The following is an 18,188-nucleotide window of genomic DNA, read 5'->3' as shown; positions in this document are numbered from 1 at the left end:
TTGAAATGTTATAACATATCAAATTAGTTATTGAGGGAAATACAATGAAACCGAATATCCATCCAGATTACCGTCCCGTGGTCTTTCATGACACCAGTGTCGATGAGTACTTCTTAATCGGCTCAACGCTAAAAACAGACCGTACTATCGAATGGGAAGACGGTAATATTTATCCTTACTTCACGATTGAGGTGTCGTCAAAGTCGCACCCTTTCTATACCGGTAAACAGAGAGTGCTACATAAAGAGGGACGTGTTGCGAACTTCACTCGTCGTTTTGGTCAACTAGGTAAGGGAGCGAAATAAATGAAAGTCGTGAAATCACTGAAAAGTGCAAAGAGCCGTCACCCGGATTGTCAGATAGTAAAACGCAGAGGCCGACACTATGTTATCTGTAAAACTAATCCGAGATTCAAAGCGGTTCAGAAATAAGCCGTCAATTTGATGTGACACGTGTGTAAAAAACGAGGGGAAAGTCAAACTTCATTCATTTGCCTGCTTTTCTTTTCCCTCAAGAGGAACCTGATTAAAGATAGAGTGTTTATTTAGCGTACGATGTGTTTTATTTTTAAGTGAATCAATAGGTTATATCGTTAGGTATATTTGTAGTGAATGCGTAGTTGTGAATTATAAATCTAGATTTTGTATTTAATGTAGATTTATTTGCTAATTAATTGTTCAAATAGAGTTAAACATCGTCGTTTGTTACACATTTTGTAACATTTTGAATTTCTAATTGATAATTTTGTCGCGTACCCTTCGCTGGCAATTTGAACATTTTTGTCACAATTGCATAGGAATCACTACAAGGAGGGAACTGATGAGTTCATCAGCTTCAATAAAAAACAACTCGCCAAAGAAACCTATTTTTACCCGTTTTCTCGATGGTGTTGAATATTTGGGGAACCTATTACCCCACCCAATCACTCTTTTCGCAATCTTCTGCGTCGCTATTCTAGTTACTTCAGGTATCGCTGGATATTTTGAAGTGTCTGTTATGGACCCTCGCCCAGAAGGTGCTCCAGGTCGTGCTGCTGACGGCATGATCTACGTTGTAAGCTTACTTAACGCTGAAGGCTTACAGCTCATTGTTACTAATCTAGTTAAAAACTTTGTTGGCTTTGCGCCATTAGGTACCGTGCTTGTTGCAATGCTAGGTGTAGCGATTGCTGAACACTCAGGTCTATTATCTGCGGCGATGCGTGGCATGGTAATGGGCGCATCTAAGCGTATGGTTACGGTAACCGTAGTTTTTGCCGGTATTATCTCTAACACGGCTTCAGAGCTTGGTTACGTAGTACTTATCCCTCTTGCAGCAATGCTTTTCCACTCTTTGGGTCGCCACCCATTAGCGGGTCTAGCGGCAGCATTTGCTGGTGTATCTGGTGGTTACTCTGCAAACCTTCTAATCGGTACGGTTGATCCACTGCTTTCTGGTATTACAGAAACAGCAGCACAAATGATCGACCCGACTTACAGCGTCGGTCCTGAATCAAACTGGTACTTCATGTTTGTTTCGACTTTCTTCATTGCGATTACAGGTGCATTTGTAACTGAGAAGATTGTTGAGCCAAAACTGGGTAAATACAACGATGAAGAAGCGTCTGAAGACCTATCAAATGATTCGATGGGTAAACTAACAGACGTTGAGAAGAAAGGCCTTAAGCTTGCGGGTATCGCAGTGCTAGCGGTATCTGCACTTCTTGCTTGGACGATTGTTCCAGCTGACGGCGTTCTACGTTCAGCCGCAGGTACGGTTTCAGGTTCTCCATTCCTGAAAAGTATCGTAGCGTTCATCTTCGTATTCTTCGCAGTTCCTGGTTTCGTTTACGGTAAAGTTACCGGCACAATGAAAACCGACCGTGATGTAATCGATGCAATGTCTAAATCTATGTCTTCAATGGGTATGTATATAGTACTTGTGTTCTTTGCTGCTCAGTTTGTTGCTTTCTTCAAGTGGACTAACTTCGGTCAAGTATTCGCAGTTGCAGGTGCTACGTTCCTACAGGATATCGGCCTAACGGGTCCAATGTTGTTTTTCGCATTCATCCTAATGTGTGGCTTCATTAACCTGATGATCGGTTCGGCTTCTGCTCAGTGGGCCGTTACAGCACCTATCTTCGTTCCAATGCTAATGCTAGTAGGCTACGCACCAGAAACGATTCAAGCGGCTTACCGTATCGGTGACTCAACAACGAACATCATTACTCCAATGATGAGCTACTTCGGTCTTATCCTTGCTGTAGCGACGCGTTACATGAAGAACTTAGGTATCGGTACTTTGATTGCAACTATGCTTCCATACTCAATCGTATTCTTGGTTGGTTGGAGCTTAATGTTCTACGTTTGGGTATTCGTATTTGGCCTACCAGTAGGTCCGGGCGCTGCAACTTACTACACGCCTTAGTGGTCGAGTAGGGGAGCCCCCTTTTAATCGACAATAAAAAACCTGCATTGATTGCAGGTTTTTTTGTTCTTGTCATGAAGAGATAGAACTAAGTTAATCTAGAATTAGATTGTTAGCGTTTTGCTAGCAGGCGATCGAGGTGGTTGGCGAACTCACGGCGATCGGTCTGTGATAAGGCACTTGGGCCACCCGTTTGGATGCCACTTGAGCGCATGGTATCCATAAAGTCACGAATATTCAGACGTGCTTTGATGGTCTCTTTGGTGTAAAGCTCACCACGAGAGCTGAGAGCTTGGCCACCTTTGGTGATCACTTCGTCAGCCAGAGGGATATCGGATGTAATCACAAGATCGCCAGGTTCAGTGCGCTTTACGATTTCATCATCAGCAATATCAAATCCGCTTGGTACTTGAATCGAGTGAATGTTATTGCGTTTAGGAACGGGAACCAGATGGTTTGCCACAAAGGTACATTCAACCCCTGTGCGCTCAGCTGCGCGTACGATTGTTTCTCGGATAACCTTTGGACAAGCGTCCGCATCAACCCATATCTTCATAGTGTTCTATTTCTCTATTCGCTTATTTATCTGTCAACTTATTGCTCGGTTAACTTATTACTCAGTTAATTTGGCTTCAAGCGTGGCAACGCGAGCAGTAAGTTCAAGGATTTGCTTTTCCAGTTGGCCAACACGGTCTAGTGCCGGCTCTTCTTGTGTCGCGACTTCAACTTTAGGAACGCGATTCGCACTTTTCCAGCTCTTGATGGTTGTGATTAAAGCAGGCATTGGAACCGATGTACTCATACGAGCTTTCACTAATGCAACGGTCGGCTCTTTACCTTGTGCTTGCAGTCCTTCAAGCACTGATTTCAACTCTTCAGAAACATCTTTTGTCAGCATGTTGACCTCCATTTTTAGTCTTCAATCATTTTACTCGCTCCGCTGGATGATAGCGAATCATAAAACATCCCATGGCGTGTGAGAGATCTCTTACAAAGGCTGTGAGATAACACGAATAGTTGTCTAGAGAGATTGATATGCATATAGTTAACTTTTTGAATTTTAATTGTTTTATATAATTAACAACTCGGATGAATTCAAAGTGTGATGCAAATCTATTGTCCGAAACCCTAAATCGCGTAAATTAAACCTTGTCGGAAGGATTCTGACACGGAACAGGAAAGCACCAAGGATTTGGTTATCTTCAGGATGAAGATTTGGTTACTTAGGATTGAGTGATCAAGCATGGAGCGTAAGGACATTGTAGGGATACAGTCAGTTAACAGGAAGTTAGCTGCAACGGAATGACAATGGACACCTTTAGGATTAAAGGGTTGGATTAGCATCAGGACGATGCAAAGGACACCGCTCACGGAACAAGTGATGTGCGCTAACTAGGATTGTTAGCTTTCAGGATGATTGGACACCGCTAGGACGGCGAAGTAAAGGAAAGAGCTGAAGGATTACAGCCACTATTATGGATGATGCATGGAGCATTAATTAGTAGCCGGACTGCTGCGAGTAAGACCCTAGCCCTGACACTTCGGTGTCGGGGCTTTTCTTTTCCTGAGGCTTTTCTCTATCTAGGAGACTCTTTTAAATCTAGAGCGTCTTTATCTAAGAGCTTCTTCATTTAAGAGCGCAACATCTGCTTTTCTGCTAATGGTCAACACAAGGAGTGTTTTATGACGATAGCAACCTCAAGAACGCTGTTGGTACCTTATACTGAACAGCTAGAACTCGACTTTATCAAGTTAAATTGCTGCCCCATTAATCGTGCCGAAATGAATGGGCCTCACTCTGTCGCCTCTGCGAAGCACCTTTTTCAAGAAATACTGCAAGATAACGTCGGCTTCTGCCGCGCGATCATCCACAACCAAACCCGTGAATATCTTGGGCATGTCTTTGTTTCATCGGAAAAGGGTAAGCATGAACTTGGCTTTATTTTGGATAAAGAATACTGGAATCAAGGTTTTGCTAGTGAGGTACTGAAACCTTTCTTTAGTTTGGTGCGCTTTGAAGAGCGTTTAACGAATGTTGTTGCGACTGTGAATGTCGGACACAACCCATCCATTAAGCTATTAGAAAAATTAGGTTTTGCATTTAAAGAGACCAAACAAGATCAGTTTGGCCCTTACCATGAATATCGTTATACCGAGTATTGCGACGTTACATTCTATGAGGCTGTAGCTCAAACCGCATAGAGCGGAAACCGACCATGGTCAGTTTACCTTGGTATAGGTCATCACCTAACGCTGAAAATTCAAATTGGTACACAGTATGCCAGCGCCAAATCGTGGTTAACTCATGGCGCATCTTAAGCTTATGACCACTAAAAGCGACACTCAACAATTGTAAGTCCAGCTCTTTACACTTTCTCGCAATGGCAGCCTTCGCAAGCTCTGATTGCCTGCGCTGCTGCCAAAATAAAAAGCAAAAGAAGCACAGAAACAAAATAGCCAATAAGTTATCTATCATTTAATCCATACTTCCTTTTTATCTATTCATTCCAATTGTGATAGTTGCGCATTTTGATGAACTACAGAGTGAGTCTCTTTGTGAACTTATTTAGCTTTAGCCGCTTGCTGCAGTTCGACCAGTGCGTTTGCAAGTTCTGGTGATGGATTTGAGTTCAGTAGCGGTAAAAATACCATTCTCAGAGTTGGAATCATCACTAAATCTGCAAATAACTGATTGAACAAGTTTTGGTTACCTGTTTGTGCGAGGCGCAGCAAGAATTGCTCAGCAATCGCAGGATCTTGCAGTGCGTGCCAGCTTCGACCAGCCAAACCAATTAACACTTCTTGGTGACTCAAGCGTGGGCTCGCCAGAACTTGGTTAATTACGGCATTCGTTGTGCTTGGTTCTGCACCAGAAAGTGCACGAACCAACGCAGACAGCAAGAACAGATCCGGTTCTTGGCTATTAATCTCATTTTCGGCCATCTCTTGTAAGCGTTGAGCCAGCTTGTCATTGATTTGCGTGTGCTCAAGAGCCCCTAGTGTTGCGTATAGAGGTTCTGATGGTAGTTTGTTCAATGCTTTACGAATCGCGACACCGTTTTGTTGGCTGCCTAGGCGAGCACACATATCGGTGATGCCTTGAAGACCAACAGTTTTCCAGTTATCCCAGGTTAGTTCGCCCGTGAAGTAGTGTTGAGCGTGTTCGTAGTATTGGCTAGTCGCCAGATCTAAACCTGCTCTTACTTGGCTATGGAACACGGCCATCTTGTCTTCTGAAGGCTTAAACGTGTATGGGTTGTTAGACAGCTTTTGTTGTTGCTCTTCGCTGATCTCGCCGTTTAGACGTGTGCCCATTGCTTCTATGACAAACTTAAGGAAGTTACCTACATCGCCTTGATGCAACAGGCCCCTTTCGTCCAGCTTGAACTTTAGAAACCAAATCCAAGGCTGCTTGTGTTCGTTCCAGTAACTAATGGCTAAGTGAGCTTGTTTCTGAAGTGGAAATGGGTACGGCTGTTTCCCTTGCTCAACATCAGAGAATAAGGTGTTGTCGATCTTCTGAATGCGACGACCTAGGTCGTAGATATCGTATTGGCAACCGCTATTCTTGAGTAACTGAGTGAGCGTGTGAATCGTTTCCATAGTAATAAAGCTCCTAACTTTCTTTCCTAAATAGATGGTACTCTATGCCCCAATTTCAAGGTCACTAGATAAATAACTTGGTGAAAAATGACAGCTGCCACAAAGTTACCTCCTTTACTTCAACAATTAGAACAACAAATGCGCCAATGTTCGCTGTGGAGTGATGTTCCACCTTCGGACGAAGCTCTGGCCAGTGTTGAACCTTTCGCGATTGATTCGTTACAACCGGAAGAGTGGTTGCAGTGGATCTTTATCGTTAAGATCAACGCAATGATGGATGCGAAAATGCTCCTACCGAAGGGCTTTGCTATCCATCCTTATTTTGGTGAAGTTTGGAAAAATGAGGCAGACAAGGCTGAACTGCTAGTGACGATTCAGAGCATTGATGAGGTATGCGCGTAATGTTAGAGATCATTTATCAAGATGAGTATTTTGTCGCGGTGAATAAGCCCGCTGGCATGCTTGTGCATCGCTCATGGTTGGATAAACACGAAACGCAATTTGTGATGCAAACACTGCGTGATCAAATTGGTCAGCACGTATTTCCTCTGCATCGCTTAGATCGCCCAACGTCTGGCGTTTTGGTGTTTGCGCTATCGAGTGAGGTCGCCTCTGAGGTGATGCCAATGTTCGCTAACCATGAGATGCAAAAGACTTACCATGCAATTGTTCGTGGTTGGATAGAAGAGGGCGATACGCTAGATTACGCACTTAAGGTTGAGCTGGATAAGATCGCAGATAAGTTCGCGAAAGAAGACAAAGAAGCGCAAGAGGCTGTGACGGTTTATGAACCGATAGCAAAAGTCGAAGTACCCTATTCAACGGGACGTTTCCCAACGAGCCGCTACTGCTTGGTTGAGATGATGCCAAAAACAGGGCGTAAACATCAGCTGCGTCGTCATATGGCTCACCTAAGACACCCAATCGTGGGTGATACCTCACATGGTGATGGTAAACACAACCGACTGTTTCGTGATGATTTAGATTCGCACCGTTTGTTGCTACATGCCTCTGAATTGCGCTTCATTCATCCTTTCACTAAAGAAGAGTTGGTCATGAAGGCGAACCTGGATGAAACTTGGCTAAGGTTGTTTGAAACCTTTGAGTGGGATACCAACTTAATCGATGCTCAAACTTGCTTGTCGAAGTAAGTCACGCGTATTTAAGCAATCGCGAGTCTAAGTGAAAAGAAAAATATAATAAAAACAAAGGGCTGATAGTGATATCAGCCCTTTTTGTATCTGTACAACCTTAACGGCATCACGATTGTTGACTAGTTCGTCGTTAATCGTGGGATCATTTTAGCTTTTCTAGATCGGCTTCGATCTCAGCGATCTTGCTTGATACCACTTTCTCTAGATGGCGTAAGTCGGTAAGGATCTTCTGCTTCACATCCACCTCAGCCGTTGGCGTCGGTTTGGTTATCTTGTTGAGTTCATCAATTACAAGAGTGAGGTTTCGGTTAATCTCGGTCACTTCTTTGTATTGATTATTGCCACCGCTAACAAGCACACTTTTCACTTGTCGTGGGTATTTAAACTTAACGCTTTTTGCGAACAGTTCACCTTTCTGCTTACGAAAGTAAATTTTCAGGATATCTTTATGAGCTTCTTGGCGAAGGGAATAACGTTCAATCTGTTTAGGTTCGTGGATACCTAAGCCAGTGAGGTTTGGATACATAAGCGACCTCTAGGTTATGAATGTAATACTTTTATGTAATTGACTTGATCAATGTAGCAGCCTAACGACGAGCTAGATAGTTGATATCTGTGAATTGATTGTAAGTTGTGGGCAAGATCGCTCTCTATCTTTACCCACACTTATTTGGCTATTAAAGCTGCCCTAAGACCTAATTCGACTTCTAAGGAGCGAGTTCCGAAACATGCTCGGTTAGCCTTTCTCTTAGCGCTTGTTCTTGTTCTTCAGAAAGCCTACCTCCTGCTTCACTGGTCAGAATAAACAAATCCTCAGCTCGCTCACCTATGGTGGTGATTTTCGCACCGTGCAAGTTGATGCCTAGCTCCGCAAAGGTAGCACCGACTTGAGCCAATAGTCCTGGCGTGTCTAGAGCTCTTAACTCCATTAAGGTGCGTTTTTTGCTCTTGGTTGGTAGGAATTCAACCAGAGTCTTCACCTTGAAGTGCTGTAAGTTACGAGGTGTGCGACGTGTCTTGATCTTAGTTGGACGACCATCAGCCAGTACATGAGTCAGATGCTTGGCAACGGCTTTGTGTCTGGCTTCATCGATCGCTTCACCATGTTGGTCTAGTACGATAAAGGTATCTAAAACATGGCCATCTTTGCTGACCATGACCTGCGCGTCATGAACGTTAAAGTTGCGCCTGTCGAGCTCTGCAACCACGGTCGCAAACAGTGCCGCTTGGTCTCTACAGTAAACGAATACTTCTGTACCACCACGTGTCGCTTTTTTGCTGATCAGTACTAGTGGTTGGCTTGGGTCTTCTAGGCGAAGTAGGTGCTCACAGTGCCAAGCGATTTGTTTGTGTGTGTGGCGTAAGAAGTAGTCGGCTTTGAAGCGTTGCCATAACACTTCAATTTCACGAGCGGTGAATCCCTCTTTACGCAGCAAAGCTGACGCCATTTGTTGGTTATGACGAATACGATCTCTGACATCGACAGGGTTTTCTAATCCGCGGCGTAGTGCTCGCTGAGTAGAGTGGAATAGCTCTGCTAACAGCGTTCGCTTCCAGCTGTTCCATAGCTCTGGGTTAGTTGCACAGATATCGGCAACCGTTAGGCAAACCAGTAGCTCGAGTGATTCTTCATCACGGACCTTTTTTGCGAATTCAGTGATTACATCAGGGTCGTAAATATCACGACGTTGAGCGGTTACAGACATCAACAGGTGGTTTTGTACCAACCACGCGACTTGCTTGGCTTCAGGTTTTGATAACCCGTGTTCAATACAGAAAGAGTATGCTTCAACAGCACCAATCTCTGAATGGTCTCCACCGCGGCCTTTGCCGATGTCGTGGAAGATAGCCGCCAGAATCAGCAGCTCTTTCTTCTGTACGCGTGGGTAAACTTCACAACAGATCGGGTGCTTGTCGTGGTTCTCAATTTGGCCAAAACGGTTAATGTGCTTGAGCAGGCGAATACTGTGCTCATCCACCGTGTATACGTGGAATAGGTCAAACTGCATCTGGCCAACAATCTGGCTCCACTGCGGTAAGTACGCTGAGAGCACGCCTAGCTTATGCATTAAGCTAAAGGCTTTGTGTAGTGCATTTGGGTGGCGAACTAGATCCATGAACTTGTCACGAGCTTCAGGAATAGTATGCAGGAAGCGGTTCAATCGACGACGTGCCGTTCGCAATTGTCGCAATGTTGGTGGGCTTACCCCTTCGATAGTAGAGTCATTAGCGATATGGATAAACATATCGAGAATCGTTTCTGGTCTAGCTTGGAATAGGGCCGGCTTGCGTGCTTCGATCAATGACCCTCGGCGTTGGAAGTCATTGTCGAGAATCTCAGCTTCTTGGGTCTGGCCACCATTGATGATTGCCTGATCGAATAATTTAAGCAGCATTTTGTTGAGCTCGGCAACGCGACGAAGTGTTCGGTAGAACTCTTTCATCATCATCTCAACGCCACGGTTACCTTCGCCAGTATAACCCAAATGTTCAGCGACTTGAGCTTGGTGGGCAAAGGTGAGGCGGTTGTCGTAACGGCGCAGCTCTATGTGCAGTGCAAAACGAACACGCCATAAGAAATCTTGGCACTCAACTAACTCACGATACTCAGCATCGGTTAGAAAACCGTACTTGCTCATCTCTAACAAAGAGGTCGCACCGAAGTGGCGACGCGCTACCCAGCTCAGGGTATGGATGTCTCTGAGTCCACCTGGAGTCGATTTAATGTCCGGCTCTAGATTGTAAGTGGTGTCGTGGTAGCGAGCATGACGTTCTCTTTGTTCTTGAATCTTAGCCTTGTAGAAGGTTTCACTTGGCCAAAATGAATCGGAATGAATTTTCAGCTTTAGTTCTTGAAAAGTGTCTTCACTACCACACAGCAATCGAGACTCTTGCAGGTTGGTTGCAACGGTTAAATCATCAATACCGATATCAAGACATTCGGCAATGGTACGTACCGCGTGACCAACTTCGAGTCTCAAATCCCAGAGTAGGGTGATGAACTGGCTGACTTTTTCGCCAAGTGCTGGTGGCAATGTTTTTTGCGAGACGATAAGGATATCAATGTCGGACAAGGGGTGGAGTTCACCACGGCCATAACCGCCTACAGCGACGAGTGAAATATGAGGCAGTTTGTTGAATCCGAAATTTTCCCACAAACGATTGAGAAGTAAATCCATGTATTCGGAGCGCAGTAGAACCAAATCGGTGACGGGGTGGTGGTTAAGAAATTCATTTTTTTGATACTGCGTGAAGATATCGAGCTGATTTTTTAATTCGCAGATTTCAATTTGTTCGTCATTGAACGTAAGAGGGCATTGATAAGGCATAGTCTGCTATCCGTGCAAGCAAATGAGAATAGTAAACAATTTAACAGAAGCTGATGGAAAATCGAAATTGAGCGGATAAAAAAATATCCTCGACAAGGCGAGGATATTTTTAAAAGTCTGAAGCGTTCAATTTGATGAACTAAGCGTTCTTCATGATACGTGGGATCGTATCGTCGCTGCGTAGTGTTAGTACTTCACAACCTGTATCTGTCACAACCAGTGTGTGTTCCCACTGCGCCGAGTTTTTGCTGTCTGCTGTGTACACTGTCCAGCTATCTTGGTCATCAAGACGGCAGCCAAACTTACCCGCGTTGATCATTGGCTCGATAGTGAAACACATGCCTGCCTTCAGCACTGTGCGGTCACTGTTCTTGTAGTGAACCACTTGCGGATCTTCGTGGAACTCAGAACCAATACCGTGACCACAGTAATCTTTAACAATAGAGAACTTAGCACGTGGGTTATTCTTGTTGTTTGTTTTGATGTACTTCTCGATAGCAGTGCCGATTTGGCCAAGTTGAACACCTGGCTTAACTTGGCGCATGCCTTCGTAAAGTGCTTCTTGAGCAACCATGCATAGACGCTTGTTTGCTGGTGAAACTTCACCCACAAGGAACATCTTAGATGTGTCACCGTGGTAGCCTTGTGGACGAACGCTTAGGTCTGCGTTTTCGTCATCAGGGATGATTACTGTGATATCAACGTTAAGAATGTCACCATCCTTTAGTACCGCAGGTTTGAATTGACCAGTGCTGCCAGTCTCATCTTGTGATGCTGGAATACCGTGGCACACAATGTGGTTGATAGAGGTACAGATTGACTTAGGGAAACCGTGATAATCAAGTGGTGCTGAGTATGCGCCTCTTTCCGTAGCGTACTCATGACAGATTTGGTTTAGCTCTTCTGTCGTTGTACCTACTTGGATGTGAGGTTCAATCATCTCTAGAATCTCCGACGCCAGCTTGCCGGCGACGCGCATTTTTTCAATTTCTTCAGCAGTTTTAATTTTTACAGCCATTGCATATCTCTTAATTTGGTAGCACCTAAGTGTGCATATTGGGGCTATTCTATCAGTGCAGCATTTTAGCGCAACATTCCCATATCCATACAATGCTGGTGGATACTACTCAACCTGAGTGGTTTACGTCCGGTCTATTGAGATAGAAGTGAATGAATAGCGACACTATTTATAGGTAAATTTCGCCGATAGGGATCAGTATAGCAGTCTAAGGCTAGCGCATTTTAACCGCAGACTCTAAAAGCACTGAGCGGTATTCATCATTCAGTGCTGCATTCTTTTTCTTTCGAGCCATACTCATCTTTTGGGTTGTATCAAACTTAAACAAGTTGAGGGCTATTTTCCTTAACGCATTAAAAGCCAACGCACCATTTCCTTTTCTAATTCGGCATTCATCTTCTCTGAAGGTCATGTCTAACATCCAGTGCATACTCTCTACTTGCCAATGACCACGGACAGCTTTAAGTGCTTGTTCTGCATCTAATTCCAGTGAACTGATATACCAACGAGTCTCTTTGCTAACCTTGCCTGTTATGGAGTGCTCGACCTCAGAAGTGATTTTAATAATGCTTCTAAGTCCCTCCCACTGATATTGTTTAGTCAGCCATTCTTTATCAACCACAAGGTGCTCACAGTGTCGCGTCTCGATTCGACCATGTCCTGCGTCTACATCCGTGTGTTGAGCATAGTTCTTCTCGGTGAATTGCTCTCGACACGCCTTATGCCACCAAGCTTCTAGCTCTGCCTGCATCGTTGAGTGATTCCCTTTTAGGGCCAAGACATAGTCCGCTTTGCTTTGAACTATTTGTTTGGCAATCTTGCGCTGACAACCCATCGCATCGAGTGTGATGATGCAGTTCTCTATATCAAGTAAGGTTAACAATTTAGGAATAGCGGTTATTTCATTGCTTTTATCGTCAACGGCGGCCTGACCTAAAACAAGTTGGTTGGAGCAACTCCACGCACTCACCGAATGAAGCGGATTTTTTCTTCCGCGAGTATCGAAAGAGTGGCGTGCTGTTTTGCCATCTACGGCAATGATATCAGTGCCTGTCGTTTGAACTAGCGTCTTCATCCACGACTGAAACGCTTGCTCAATCTCATCTGCTCTGAGTTTGGTGATAACTCTTGCAATTGTATCGTGACGAGGGATGCCATTGAGGAATGGACGGTATTTACGAAGCCAATCTAAACGATTATGGCCGAAATCTTCGATGTCCTCCCAGCCCTCCGCGCCAGAAATCACCGCACTAATAGCAAGTAAAAGAATATCTAAGAGTTGGTGTTTTTTACATCGTTCAATGCGAGGGTCAACGATGTTTTCGAAATGCTCTAGAAACGAATCAGACATGGAAAAGACTCTAAATGGATAATAGTTACCAGATCTGATCCCTTAAATTAGGAAAAGTTCAAATTTATAATGATCTTGCCTTATATAGCAGTCGCCATTTTTAGATTTTTTTCTAGCCATAGATAGACAAAATATGGTATAAAGCGCGCCGGACATCAGGAGTGTTTTCTCCAATAGGCGAAACAAGCTTTGTGTCCACTAACTTATTTCTTTAAATCACACACATTCCGACACATGTTCCGGGGTGCCTCAACAACACAGATAACGGCTGAAAAGTGGTTAGTTGTTAGGGGTCGGATTCATGGGGGATGTGGAGGCCTAACCCCATAGAGGATTTTAAAATGGCAACTGTATCAATGCGCGATATGCTTAAAGCTGGTGTTCACTTCGGTCACCAAACTCGTTACTGGAACCCAAAAATGAAGCCATTCATCTTTGGTGCTCGTAACAAAGTACATATCATCAACCTAGAAAAAACTGTACCAATGTTCAACGACGCTCTAGCTGAAATCGCTAAAGTTGGCGAGAAGAAAGGTAAAGTTCTTTTTGTTGGTACTAAGCGCGCTGCATCTGAAGCTGTTAAAGAAGCTGCTATCAACAGCAACCAGTTCTACGTTAACAACCGCTGGTTAGGCGGTATGCTAACGAACTACAAAACTGTTCGTCAGTCTATCAAGCGTCTGAAAGAACTTGAAGCGCAAGCTCAAGACGGTACTTTCGACAAGCTTACTAAGAAAGAAGCTCTAATGCGTACTCGCGAAATGGAGAAGCTAGAGAAATCTCTTGGTGGTATCAAGAACATGGGCGGCCTTCCAGACGCTCTATTCGTAATCGATGCTGATCACGAACACATCGCAGTTAAAGAAGCAAACAACCTAGGTATCCCAGTTTACGCTGTAGTTGATACTAACTCTAACCCAGACGGCGTTGACTTCGTTATCCCAGGTAACGATGATGCAATCCGTGCAGTACAGCTTTACCTAAACGCTGCTGCAGACGCGGTTAAAGAAGGTCGCAACAAAGATGTTGCTGCTGTAGCTGCTGAAAAAGACGGTTTTGTAGAAGCTGAATAATAGCGGCTCTGAGCCATGTTTAGTTCATATTAAGCGGTCATAATCGGTGGCTTAACGGACTGAATACAGTCAATATCAGGGGCCAATTAATTAGGCCCCTGTTTTTTATCTTTTTTAGAATTTACTGAGGAATAGAGAATGGCAACTGTAACTGCAGCTCTAGTTAAAGAACTTCGCGAGCGCACTGGCGCTGGCATGATGGAATGTAAGAAAGCGCTTGTAGAAGCAAACGCTGACATCGAACTAGCAATTGAAAACATGCGTAAGTCTGGCGCAGCGAAAGCAGCTAAGAAAGCTGGTAACGTTGCTGCTGAAGGCGCAATCATCATCAAAGAAGAGAACGGCGTAGCTGCTCTTCTTGAAGTTAACTGCCAAACTGACTTCGTAGCAAAAGATGCTAACTTCACAGCATTCGCAGAAGAAGTTGCAGCTGCTGCAGTAGCTTCTCAAGCAACTGTTGAAGAGCTACAAGCACAGTTCGAAGAGACTCGTGTTGCTCTAGTTGCAAAAATCGGCGAAAACATCAACATCCGTCGCGTACAGTACGTTTCAGGTGTTGCACTAGCTTCTTACCGTCACGGTGAGAAAATCGGTGTTGTTGTTGCTGGTGAAGGCGAAGCTGAAACTCTTAAGCACGTTGCAATGCACGTTGCTGCATCACGTCCTGAGTTCCTAAACCCAGAAGACGTACCTGCAGACGTAGTTGCTAAAGAAAAAGCAGTTCAAGTTGAAATCGCTATGAACGAAGGCAAACCAGCTGAAATCGCAGAGAAAATGGTTGTTGGCCGTATGAAGAAATTCACGGGCGAAATCTCTCTAACTGGTCAAGCTTTCATCATGGAGCCTAAGCAAACTGTTGGCGCTATCCTTAAAGAGAAAGGCGCTTCAGTATCTAACTTCGTACGTCTAGAAGTTGGTGAAGGCATCGAGAAAGCAGCTGAAATGAGCTTTGCTGACGAAGTTGCAGCGGTACAAAAAGGTTAATCCTTAGCGTATTGTTTGAAAAGAGACCGTGGCAAATGCTGCGGTCTTTTTATGAATAGTGAATTATTTTTTAGCTGTTATGAATGCAAACTGAGCTATTCAGTTTTTATCCATGACTGTTAATCATCAACTCTTTGGAAGGTAAACTCCATGACTACGAACCCTAAACCGGCGTATCAACGTATTCTGTTAAAACTTAGCGGTGAAGCACTACAAGGCGAAGAAGGTTTTGGTATTGACCCGACGATCCTTGATCGTATGGCTCAAGAAGTGAAAGAATTGGTTGAACTAGGTGTTCAAGTAGGCGTTGTTATCGGTGGTGGTAACCTTTTCCGTGGTGCAGGCCTTGCTGAAGCAGGTATGAACCGCGTTGTTGGTGACCACATGGGTATGCTTGCAACGGTAATGAACGGCCTTGCAATGCGTGACGCTCTTCACCGTGCTTACGTAAACGCACGTGTAATGTCTGCAATCCCTCTTAAAGGTGTGTGTGACGACTACAACTGGGCAGACGCAATCAGCCAACTACGTCAAGGTCGCGTTGTGATCTTCTCTGCTGGTACTGGTAACCCATTCTTCACTACGGATTCTGCTGCATGTCTACGTGGTATCGAAATCGAAGCTGACGTAGTTCTAAAAGCGACAAAAGTAGATGGTGTATTTACTTCTGACCCTGTAGCAAACCCAGACGCAGAGCTGTATGATACGTTGTCTTACAACACAGTTCTTGATAAAGAACTTAAAGTAATGGACTTGGCTGCATTTACGCTAGCTCGTGATCACAAAATGCCAATCCGCGTATTTAACATGAATAAACCAGGCGCACTACGTCGCGTGGTTATGGGTGAAACTGAAGGTACATTAATCAGCGACGCTGACTAATTTTTCGGGCTTACTGAGGTGTTAGACTTTAGTAAGCTTATCCTTATCACTCAAATAAAAAGCTTTCTTGAAGAAAGAACATAATCAAGGTGAAATTGTGATTAACGAAATCAAAAAAGACGCTCAAGAGCGCATGGTAAAAAGTGTTGATGCACTAAAAAACAGCCTGCAAAAGATTCGTACAGGTCGTGCGCACCCAAGCCTACTTTCTGGTCTTACTGTTGAGTACTACGGTGCTCCAACGCCTTTGACTCAAGTAGCTAACGTTATCGCTGAAGATGCACGTACACTAGCTATTACAGTGTTTGATAAAACACTGACTCCTCTAGTTGAAAAAGCAATTCTGACATCTGACCTAGGCCTAAACCCTATGTCTGCTGGCACAGTTATCCGTGTTCCACTTCCTCCGCTAACGGAAGAGCGTCGTAAAGACCTAGTTAAAATCGTTCGTGGCGAAGCTGAAGGTGGCCGTGTTGCTATCCGTAACATCCGTCGTGACGCGAATGGCGATCTAAAAGCACTTCTTAAAGATAAAGAAATCTCTGAAGATGAAGATCGTAAAGCACAAGACGAAATTCAAAAGCTAACTGACGCTGCGGTTAAGAACGTAGATGAAGTTCTAGCTGTTAAAGAAAAAGAGTTGATGGAAGTTTAATTTTCCATATTCTTTTCTTTCCGGAAAAACGCTGTACTCACGGTGCAGCGTTTTTTTATGCTACTCTGTTCGACTATTAGAATTTGATTCACTCTTTTATGCATAATTCTCAAGCGTTCACAGACTCTCTTCCTAAACACATTGCTATCATTATGGATGGTAATGGTCGCTGGGCAAAAGCTCAGGGCAAGCCTCGCGTCTTTGGCCATAAAAACGGTGTTCAAGCCGTTCGTAAAACTATCTCTTCTGCAGCCAGACTTGGCATTAAAGCCGTTACTCTTTTTGCGTTTAGTAGCGAGAACTGGCGTCGTCCTGAAGAAGAAGTCGGTATTTTGATGGAACTGTTTATTTCAGTGCTGTCGAGTGAAGTAAAAAAGCTTCATAAAAATAATCTACAACTTCGTGTTATTGGTGATAAAAGTCGTTTCAATGATCGACTACAAAAGAAGATAGAAGAAGCGGAAGCTTTGACTAGCACCAATACCGGTATGGTTATTAATATTGCGGCTAACTACGGCGGTAAGTGGGATATTCAGCAAGCAATGACCTCTATTGCTCAACAGGTAAAGTCTGGTGATATTAATGTAGATGACATTGATGAAGCTATGATTACACAGCACCTGACGATGGCAGATATTCCTGAAGTCGATCTACTTATCCGTACCAGTGGTGAATGCCGCATTAGTAATTTTATGCTTTGGCAGTTGGCTTACGCCGAAATGTATTTCACTGAACAATTCTGGCCAGACTTTAATGAAGACAGCTTAGTAGAAGCTGTGACTTGGTTTGTAAACCGTGAGCGTCGTTTTGGATGCACTGGTGAGCAAATTAAAGCTCTGATGGACAGTTAATAAGGATTTTTTGGTTTGAAACAACGAATTATTACGGCGTTGATTTTAGCTCCCCTAGTTATTCTAGGCATTTTCGAGTTATCACTTCCTACATTTATTCTTTCATTAGCGGTAATCTCGCTATTAGGTTTTTGGGAGTGGACTCAGTTTGTTGAAAGCAAATCGCGTTATTTAGCGTTGATTCCAACGGTTGTGGTCAGTGCCGCAAGTTTTGCTTTTATCCCTTTTGATGCATTTAGCCTTAATAACTTGTCTACTGCTCACTACGCCATTCTAACGATTGGCTCAATTTGGTGGGTAATAGCGAGTGGTATGGCGGTGACTTATCCTAAGTCTATGCCTGCATGGAAAGATTCTTCTCTTCTTCGTCACGCCTTTGGTGTGCTGACTCTGCTGCCATTCTTCTGGAGTGTGGTTATCCTGCGTGCTAACGGTATCGATGTTGATCCTTACCACGGTGCAAAATTGGTGATGTTTGTTTGCTTGCTCGTTTGGGCTGCAGACAGCGGTGCTTACTTTTCAGGAAAGAGCTTTGGTAAGCGTAAAATGGCCCCAGCGGTAAGCCCGAATAAAACGATTGAAGGTCTTATTGGTGGCATCATTACTGCAGTGATCGTGGCTTGGATCTTTGCTGACTTGTTTGATATTCAATTCACAAGTCCTCTTCACATGATTGTTATTACTCTTGTGACCGTCGTTATTTCTGTTCTTGGTGACCTTGTTGAAAGCATGTTTAAACGTGTGTCTGGGGTGAAAGACAGCAGTAATCTGATTCCTGGTCATGGTGGTATACTAGATAGAATAGATAGCTTAACGGCTGCATTCCCTGTCTTTGCTCTGCTTTATTTAGCATTCTAATAAAAAAGGGCAGTGATTCTGCCC

20 protein-coding genes are annotated in these 18,188 nt (G+C 44.0%); 12 read left to right on the top strand and 8 right to left on the bottom strand.

All coding sequences use genetic code 11. The features are described from left to right. Window positions 1-44: 44 nt before the first annotated feature. The 3 genes from BCU34_RS10210 to BCU34_RS10200 all read left to right on the top strand — a co-directional run bounded on the left by BCU34_RS10210 (window position 45) and on the right by BCU34_RS10200 (window position 2,406). Window positions 45-305, top strand: a complete 261-nt coding sequence (locus BCU34_RS10210; RefSeq protein ID WP_048661210.1) for a type B 50S ribosomal protein L31 — start codon at window positions 45-47, stop codon at window positions 303-305. Beyond that, the gene (gene ykgO, locus BCU34_RS10205; RefSeq protein WP_004734365.1) at window positions 306-431 is read left to right on the top strand and encodes a type B 50S ribosomal protein L36; all 126 of its coding nucleotides are present in this window, start codon (window positions 306-308) and stop codon (window positions 429-431) included. Between the two features lie 388 nt (window positions 432-819). Continuing rightward, window positions 820-2,406 carry an AbgT family transporter gene (locus BCU34_RS10200; protein WP_048661211.1) on the top strand — a complete coding sequence of 529 codons (1,587 nt, stop codon included), beginning with the start codon at window positions 820-822 and terminating at the stop codon, window positions 2,404-2,406. 112 nt (window positions 2,407-2,518) lie between these two features. Here the strand turns inward: BCU34_RS10200 and BCU34_RS10195 are convergent, their stop codons facing one another. Then, entirely contained in the window at window positions 2,519-2,962 is a 444-nt protein-coding gene (locus tag BCU34_RS10195; protein ID WP_009847429.1) for a YaiI/YqxD family protein, read from the bottom strand. 57 nt (window positions 2,963-3,019) lie between these two features. Beyond that, window positions 3,020-3,304: a hypothetical protein gene (locus BCU34_RS10190; protein WP_055319552.1), complete on the bottom strand. Its 285-nt coding sequence runs from the start codon at window positions 3,302-3,304 to the stop codon at window positions 3,020-3,022. Window positions 3,305-4,089: 785 nt separating this feature from the next. Here BCU34_RS10190 and BCU34_RS10185 point away from each other — a divergent pair. After that, entirely contained in the window at window positions 4,090-4,608 is a 519-nt protein-coding gene (locus tag BCU34_RS10185; RefSeq protein ID WP_048612224.1) for a GNAT family N-acetyltransferase, read from the top strand. Here the strand turns inward: BCU34_RS10185 and BCU34_RS10180 are convergent. Continuing rightward, window positions 4,574-4,882, bottom strand: a complete 309-nt coding sequence (locus BCU34_RS10180) for a DUF3301 domain-containing protein (protein ID WP_019821602.1) — start codon at window positions 4,880-4,882, stop codon at window positions 4,574-4,576. The genes BCU34_RS10185 and BCU34_RS10180 overlap by 35 nt on opposite strands. An 86-nt stretch (window positions 4,883-4,968) precedes the next feature. Next, window positions 4,969-6,009, bottom strand: a complete 1,041-nt coding sequence (locus BCU34_RS10175; protein ID WP_102479307.1) for a DUF3549 family protein — start codon at window positions 6,007-6,009, stop codon at window positions 4,969-4,971. An 87-nt stretch (window positions 6,010-6,096) separates the two neighbouring features. On the opposite strand from BCU34_RS10175, the gene BCU34_RS10170 reads away from it, so the two are divergent. Continuing rightward, window positions 6,097-6,411 (top strand): YqcC family protein, encoded by a 315-nt coding sequence (locus tag BCU34_RS10170; RefSeq protein WP_048661214.1) that lies wholly within the window; start codon window positions 6,097-6,099, stop codon window positions 6,409-6,411. Then, window positions 6,411-7,160, top strand: a complete 750-nt coding sequence (truC, locus tag BCU34_RS10165) for a tRNA pseudouridine(65) synthase TruC (protein WP_055319550.1) — start codon at window positions 6,411-6,413, stop codon at window positions 7,158-7,160. The genes BCU34_RS10170 and truC overlap by 1 nt, the downstream gene beginning before the upstream one ends. 145 nt (window positions 7,161-7,305) lie before the next feature. Here truC and BCU34_RS10160 read toward each other — a convergent pair whose 3' ends face one another. The 4 genes from BCU34_RS10160 to BCU34_RS10145 all read right to left on the bottom strand — a co-directional run bounded on the left by BCU34_RS10160 (window position 7,306) and on the right by BCU34_RS10145 (window position 12,861). After that, window positions 7,306-7,689: a DUF3461 family protein gene (locus BCU34_RS10160; protein WP_004734354.1), complete on the bottom strand. Its 384-nt coding sequence runs from the start codon at window positions 7,687-7,689 to the stop codon at window positions 7,306-7,308. Window positions 7,690-7,870: 181 nt separating this feature from the next. Then, on the bottom strand, window positions 7,871-10,492 hold the full coding sequence (gene glnD, locus BCU34_RS10155) for a bifunctional uridylyltransferase/uridylyl-removing protein GlnD (protein WP_102479308.1): 2,622 nt from the start codon (window positions 10,490-10,492) through the stop codon (window positions 7,871-7,873). A gap of 139 nt (window positions 10,493-10,631) precedes the next feature. Continuing rightward, window positions 10,632-11,510, bottom strand: a complete 879-nt coding sequence (map, locus tag BCU34_RS10150) for a type I methionyl aminopeptidase (protein WP_048661217.1) — start codon at window positions 11,508-11,510, stop codon at window positions 10,632-10,634. Window positions 11,511-11,724: 214 nt separating this feature from the next. After that, the gene (locus BCU34_RS10145) at window positions 11,725-12,861 is read right to left on the bottom strand and encodes an ISAs1 family transposase (RefSeq protein WP_108145141.1); all 1,137 of its coding nucleotides are present in this window, start codon (window positions 12,859-12,861) and stop codon (window positions 11,725-11,727) included. Window positions 12,862-13,202: 341 nt separating this feature from the next. Here BCU34_RS10145 and rpsB point away from each other — a divergent pair, with 341 nt between their 5' ends. The 6 genes from rpsB to BCU34_RS10115 all read left to right on the top strand — a co-directional run bounded on the left by rpsB (window position 13,203) and on the right by BCU34_RS10115 (window position 18,164). Then, window positions 13,203-13,934, top strand: coding sequence for a 30S ribosomal protein S2 (gene rpsB, locus BCU34_RS10140; protein WP_009847420.1), 732 nt, complete (start codon window positions 13,203-13,205; stop codon window positions 13,932-13,934). Window positions 13,935-14,072: 138 nt separating this feature from the next. Further along, window positions 14,073-14,918, top strand: coding sequence for a translation elongation factor Ts (tsf, locus tag BCU34_RS10135; RefSeq protein ID WP_017630772.1), 846 nt, complete (start codon window positions 14,073-14,075; stop codon window positions 14,916-14,918). 150 nt (window positions 14,919-15,068) lie between these two features. After that, window positions 15,069-15,800 (top strand): UMP kinase, encoded by a 732-nt coding sequence (gene pyrH / locus BCU34_RS10130; protein WP_017630771.1) that lies wholly within the window; start codon window positions 15,069-15,071, stop codon window positions 15,798-15,800. Window positions 15,801-15,897: 97 nt separating this feature from the next. Further along, on the top strand, window positions 15,898-16,455 hold the full coding sequence (gene frr, locus BCU34_RS10125; RefSeq protein WP_017060741.1) for a ribosome recycling factor: 558 nt from the start codon (window positions 15,898-15,900) through the stop codon (window positions 16,453-16,455). A 98-nt stretch (window positions 16,456-16,553) separates the two neighbouring features. Further along, window positions 16,554-17,306, top strand: coding sequence for an isoprenyl transferase (locus tag BCU34_RS10120; protein ID WP_017063364.1), 753 nt, complete (start codon window positions 16,554-16,556; stop codon window positions 17,304-17,306). A 15-nt stretch (window positions 17,307-17,321) separates the two neighbouring features. Next, window positions 17,322-18,164 (top strand): phosphatidate cytidylyltransferase, encoded by an 843-nt coding sequence (locus BCU34_RS10115; RefSeq protein ID WP_048606675.1) that lies wholly within the window; start codon window positions 17,322-17,324, stop codon window positions 18,162-18,164. The last annotated feature ends 24 nt before the right edge of the window (window positions 18,165-18,188 follow it).

Source organism: Vibrio sp. 10N.286.45.E10, assembly GCF_002874195.2.
Lineage (GTDB): Bacteria > Pseudomonadota > Gammaproteobacteria > Enterobacterales > Vibrionaceae > Vibrio > Vibrio crassostreae.
This window is presented reverse-complemented; position numbering and strand designations above follow the sequence as displayed.

What these genes read in the sequence shown, in the direction of transcription:
- BCU34_RS10210 (WP_048661210.1), top strand. Translation starts at nt 45, where the DNA reads ATGAAACCGAATATCCATCCAGATTACCGTCCCGTGGTCTTTCATGAC.
- tsf (WP_017630772.1), top strand. Translation starts at nt 14,073, where the DNA reads ATGGCAACTGTAACTGCAGCTCTAGTTAAAGAACTTCGCGAGCGCACT.
- BCU34_RS10160 (WP_004734354.1), bottom strand. Translation starts at nt 7,689, where the DNA reads ATGTATCCAAACCTCACTGGCTTAGGTATCCACGAACCTAAACAGATT.
- glnD (WP_102479308.1), bottom strand. Translation starts at nt 10,492, where the DNA reads ATGCCTTATCAATGCCCTCTTACGTTCAATGACGAACAAATTGAAATC.
- truC (WP_055319550.1), top strand. Translation starts at nt 6,411, where the DNA reads ATGTTAGAGATCATTTATCAAGATGAGTATTTTGTCGCGGTGAATAAG.
- ykgO (WP_004734365.1), top strand. Translation starts at nt 306, where the DNA reads ATGAAAGTCGTGAAATCACTGAAAAGTGCAAAGAGCCGTCACCCGGAT.
- BCU34_RS10180 (WP_019821602.1), bottom strand. Translation starts at nt 4,882, where the DNA reads ATGATAGATAACTTATTGGCTATTTTGTTTCTGTGCTTCTTTTGCTTT.
- BCU34_RS10145 (WP_108145141.1), bottom strand. Translation starts at nt 12,861, where the DNA reads ATGTCTGATTCGTTTCTAGAGCATTTCGAAAACATCGTTGACCCTCGC.
- BCU34_RS10200 (WP_048661211.1), top strand. Translation starts at nt 820, where the DNA reads ATGAGTTCATCAGCTTCAATAAAAAACAACTCGCCAAAGAAACCTATT.
- BCU34_RS10185 (WP_048612224.1), top strand. Translation starts at nt 4,090, where the DNA reads ATGACGATAGCAACCTCAAGAACGCTGTTGGTACCTTATACTGAACAG.
- BCU34_RS10190 (WP_055319552.1), bottom strand. Translation starts at nt 3,304, where the DNA reads ATGCTGACAAAAGATGTTTCTGAAGAGTTGAAATCAGTGCTTGAAGGA.
- rpsB (WP_009847420.1), top strand. Translation starts at nt 13,203, where the DNA reads ATGGCAACTGTATCAATGCGCGATATGCTTAAAGCTGGTGTTCACTTC.
- pyrH (WP_017630771.1), top strand. Translation starts at nt 15,069, where the DNA reads ATGACTACGAACCCTAAACCGGCGTATCAACGTATTCTGTTAAAACTT.
- map (WP_048661217.1), bottom strand. Translation starts at nt 11,510, where the DNA reads ATGGCTGTAAAAATTAAAACTGCTGAAGAAATTGAAAAAATGCGCGTC.
- BCU34_RS10175 (WP_102479307.1), bottom strand. Translation starts at nt 6,009, where the DNA reads ATGGAAACGATTCACACGCTCACTCAGTTACTCAAGAATAGCGGTTGC.
- BCU34_RS10195 (WP_009847429.1), bottom strand. Translation starts at nt 2,962, where the DNA reads ATGAAGATATGGGTTGATGCGGACGCTTGTCCAAAGGTTATCCGAGAA.
- BCU34_RS10170 (WP_048661214.1), top strand. Translation starts at nt 6,097, where the DNA reads ATGACAGCTGCCACAAAGTTACCTCCTTTACTTCAACAATTAGAACAA.
- BCU34_RS10120 (WP_017063364.1), top strand. Translation starts at nt 16,554, where the DNA reads ATGCATAATTCTCAAGCGTTCACAGACTCTCTTCCTAAACACATTGCT.